Source organism: Halomonas cerina (genome assembly GCF_014192215.1).
In the GTDB taxonomy this organism is placed as follows: Bacteria; Pseudomonadota; Gammaproteobacteria; order Pseudomonadales; family Halomonadaceae; genus Halomonas; species Halomonas cerina.
In genome coordinates, this window is sequence record NZ_JACHXP010000042.1 from 1 (window position 1) to 3,846 (window position 3,846).

A 3,846-nucleotide genomic window follows, 5' to 3' on the forward strand; every position below is an offset into this window, starting at 1 on the left:
GGTCGCACACCAGGATGTTGTCCTGGCGGACCCCCAGGGACACCGCCAGGTCCAGACAGGCCAGGGCCGCGGAGCCCGCGCCGTTGCAAACCAGGTGGATGTCGGCGAGCTGCTTGTCCACCACCCGCAGGCCGTTGAGCAGGGCGGCCGCCGAGACGATGGCGGTACCGTGCTGATCGTCGTGGAAGACCGGGATCTTCATCCGCTCGCGCAGGCGCCGCTCGATCTCGAAGCACTCCGGCGCCTTGATGTCTTCCAGATTGATGCCGCCGAAGGTGGCCTCCAGGCCGGCGACGATCTCGATCAACTTGTCCGGGTCGCGCTCCTCGATCTCGATGTCGAATACGTCCACGTCGGCGAACTTCTTGAACAGCACGGCCTTGCCTTCCATGACCGGTTTGGAGGCCAGGGCCCCGATGGCCCCCAGCCCCAGCACCGCCGTGCCGTTGCTGACCACGGCCACCAGATTGCCGCGGGCGGTGTACTCGGCCGCCTGCAGGGGATCGCGTTCGATCTCCTCGCAGGCCGCGGCCACCCCGGGCGAATAGGCCAGCGACAGGTCCCGCTGGCTGGCCATGGGCTTGATCGCGTGGATCGCCAACTTACCGGGGCGGGGGAATCGATGGTACTTCAAGGCGCTGTCACGTAAATCGTCTGCCATGTGCTTTACCTCACTCACGGCGAAAGCGGCGTGGATGACCGCTTTGCCGATCGCATTCTTGAACTGCTGCCAGGCCGGCTTCCACAGGCGGAGTCACAACACCCTTTCCGCCGGGCTCGGCTCGATGAGCCTAAAGGTAGTATAAGAGCTCCCTTCAAAACCACTTTTTGAGCTGCTTGAAGCAGGATGGTGAAAAGCCCAGCAAGGTCCTTTCGGCGATACAGCGATGGCGTCGGCGTCGGCGTCGGCGTCGGCGTCGGCGTCGGCGTCGTGGCGACAGTGAGAAAAATCGTAAGCCTTTTCGGCAGAACGCTGGTGGGGACGATCGGGGCCGGTTATTCAGCGGCGAGGTGCCTGCTTGAGGGGGCCTGGTAGCTGTCAACGTCGACATTATTCTGGATGATGCCGATCCGGCAGGGGCCTTCTTCACAGGCATAAGTCGTTGAAATAATGAATAACTTATAATGTCAGCGCACTCTTTTTAAACATGATAATGTTTTCATTTTTTCTAGCATTTGTTTTTAGAAATGCGCTATGTGCAAGCTGGTTATTAAGCTTGCGACTGCCCCCGGCTTCGGAACAAGCCACCTTCCTTTAAAAAATGACCAATCTGGTTATCTTGCTCTTTCAACTGTTGGACATCCCACCTTCCAATGCGATGTACTTGGTTTCAACAATCAATCCGGTTGCCTGTTTGTCGAGGAAAATCGGCTAATGCCTGGAGGCACGTCGTCATGTCCAACCCCTGCATCATCTGTGTGGCCATCACCGGCAGTGTGCCGCGCAAGGAAAACAACCCAGCCCTGCCCACCACCATCGAAGAACAGATCGAAAGCACCCAGGCCGCCTTCGAGGCCGGTGCCAGCATCGCCCACTGCCATGTGCGCAACGATGACCAGACGCCAACCTCGGATCCTGAGCGTTTCGCCAGGCTGATGGAGGGTCTCAAGACGCATTGCCCTGGCATGATCATCCAGCTCTCCACGGGTGGGCGTTCGGGGGCCGGTAAGGATCGTGGCGGCATGCTGCCGCTGAAGCCCGACATGGCAAGCCTCTCGGTGGGTTCCAACAATTTCCCGACCCGGGTCTATGAGAACCCACCGGACTTGGTGGATTGGCTTGCCGAGGAAATGCTGACCTACGACATCAAGCCGGAAATCGAGGCCTTCGATCTCTCCCATATCCACCAAGCGGTGGCCCTGTCCAAAAAGGGTAAGTTGAAGGCTCCTCTCTATGTCCAGTTCGTCATGGGTGTCAAGAACGCCATGCCGGTCGACAAGCCGACCTTCAATTTCTATATCGAGACGCTAAATCGATTGGCACCGGATGCCCAGTGGTGTGGCGCAGGGATCGGGCCCAACCAGATCGTCCTGAACGAATGGTCCATCGCCGCCGGCGGTCATACCCGAACCGGGCTGGAGGACAACATGCGCCTCGACCGCGAAACCCTGGCGCCTTGCAATGCCGCCCTGGTCCAGCGGACGGTGGCGCTGTGCGAGAAATATGAGCGTCCGATCGCTACCTGGCAGCAGGCCCGGGATATCCTGGGACTGCGCCGGGACAGATAACAGCCAGCGATCAACGTCGACAATGGATTCATCCGCACCGTCCCAGTCGGGCCTTGCACAAGGCCTCGACTGTCGGGGACAGGCCAGACTCGACCCCTAGGGTCGCGACACTACCGAGGAGTCTTGCATGGGCATGGAAAGGATTGTGGTGGTCGGCGGCGGCGCCGGCGGGCTTGAACTGGTCAGTCGCCTGGGCCGCAAGCTGGGTCGACGCAGCAAGGCAGAGATCGTGTTGGTCGATCGTAACCCCACCCACATCTGGAAGCCCCTCTTGCATGAGGTCGCGACGGGTGCCCTGGACTCCGGCCTCGATGAGGTGTCCTACCAGGGCCATGCCGGCATCAACGGCTATCGCTTCCAGCTCGGGACCCTGTCCGGGCTGGATCGTGAAAACCACCAGCTCAGCTTGGCCCCTGTCCTCGATGTAAACGGCGTAGAAGTCCTGCCCTCGCGCACCCTGGACTATGATGTGCTGGTGCTGTCCCTGGGCAGTGTCAGCAATGACTTCGGGACGCCAGGCGTAACCGGGTACTGTCACTTTCTCGACAGTCCCGTCCAGGCGGAGGCCTTCCGGCATGACATGCTCAACACCTTCCTGCGGTTCAGCGACCCCGAGCAGCAACATCTCTCGCGATTGACGGTGGGCATCGTCGGTGCCGGTGCCACCGGCGTGGAGTTGGCCGCCGAGCTCTATGATGCCTCGCGAATGCTCAACAGCTATGGCTTCACCTCCCTGGAAAGCAGCCAGCTGGAGGTTCATCTGATCGAGGCCGCCACGGATATCCTGCCGGTGCTTCCCGAACGCATCCGCAAGGCGGTGACCATCGAGCTGACCAGGCTAGGCGTCGAATTGCATGTCGGTACCCGGGTCACCGGCGTGGAGGAGGGCGTGGTCGTCACCCAGGACGGCACGCGCATCGAGACCGACCTCTGTGTCTGGGCCGCCGGCATCAAGGCACCAGAAATTCTGTCGACCCTGGGCCTATCCACCGAGTCCAACCATCGCATCAAGGTGTATTCCACCCTTCAGAGCTTGGATGATCCGAATATCTTCGTCTTCGGTGATTGTGCCAGCTGCCCTCAGGAGGATGGCTCCGCGGTGCCGCCCCGAGCCCAATCCGCCCACCAGCAGGCCCTGCTTCTCTCCCGCAACCTATGTGCCCGGCTGGAGGGCAAGCCGTTGAAGCCCTTCATATATCGGGATCGTGGCTCGCTGATCTCGCTTGCCCATTTCGATGCCGTGGGCAGCCTGATGCGCGGGGCCTCTGCACGCAGCCTCTTCCTCGAGGGCCACCTGGCGAAGTTCTTCTATGCGTCGCTGTATCGCATGCATCAACGCGCCATTCACGGCACGCTCAAGACGGTCCTGATGGTGGTCGTCGACGGGCTCAATTTCTTCCTCAAGCCACGCATGAAGCTGCACTGAACTGCACAACCCTTTTTTCCCTGAAACCCACTCAACCCAAGACGAGGCGCCACTATGTCCGGATTCGACAAGCGTGTGACTTCCTACGAAGAGGCAATGGACGGCATCGAGAGCGGCATGACCGTGATCGCCGGCGGTTTCGGACTCTGCGGTATCCCCGAGAACCTGATCGCCGAGATCAAGCGTCGTGG

Annotated in this window: 4 protein-coding genes; 3 read left to right on the forward strand and 1 reads right to left on the reverse strand. The window is 60.6% G+C overall.

What is annotated here, in order from left to right; all coding sequences use genetic code 11:
• Nucleotides 1-661 (reverse strand): malic enzyme-like NAD(P)-binding protein (locus tag FHR94_RS19265; RefSeq protein WP_281376096.1); only part of this gene is annotated, 661 nt, incomplete at its 3' end.
• A 734-nt stretch (nucleotides 662-1,395) separates the two neighbouring features.
• Here FHR94_RS19265 and FHR94_RS19270 point away from each other — a divergent pair.
• The 3 genes from FHR94_RS19270 to FHR94_RS19280 all read left to right on the forward strand — a co-directional run.
• Nucleotides 1,396-2,229 carry a 3-oxoadipate:acetyl-CoA acetyltransferase gene (locus tag FHR94_RS19270; protein ID WP_183328364.1) on the forward strand — a complete coding sequence of 278 codons (834 nt, stop codon included), beginning with the start codon at nucleotides 1,396-1,398 and terminating at the stop codon, nucleotides 2,227-2,229.
• Between the two features lie 127 nt (nucleotides 2,230-2,356).
• Nucleotides 2,357-3,655, forward strand: coding sequence for an NAD(P)/FAD-dependent oxidoreductase (locus FHR94_RS19275; RefSeq protein WP_183328366.1), 1,299 nt, complete (start codon nucleotides 2,357-2,359; stop codon nucleotides 3,653-3,655).
• Nucleotides 3,656-3,709: 54 nt separating this feature from the next.
• The coding region (locus FHR94_RS19280; protein ID WP_281376097.1) for a CoA-transferase at nucleotides 3,710-3,846 on the forward strand (137 nt) is incomplete at its 3' end.

Excerpts from the sequence above, each read along its gene's own strand:
- FHR94_RS19275 (WP_183328366.1), top strand. The coding sequence starts at position 2,357 with ATGGGCATGGAAAGGATTGTGGTGGTCGGCGGCGGCGCCGGCGGGCTT.
- FHR94_RS19270 (WP_183328364.1), top strand. The coding sequence starts at position 1,396 with ATGTCCAACCCCTGCATCATCTGTGTGGCCATCACCGGCAGTGTGCCG.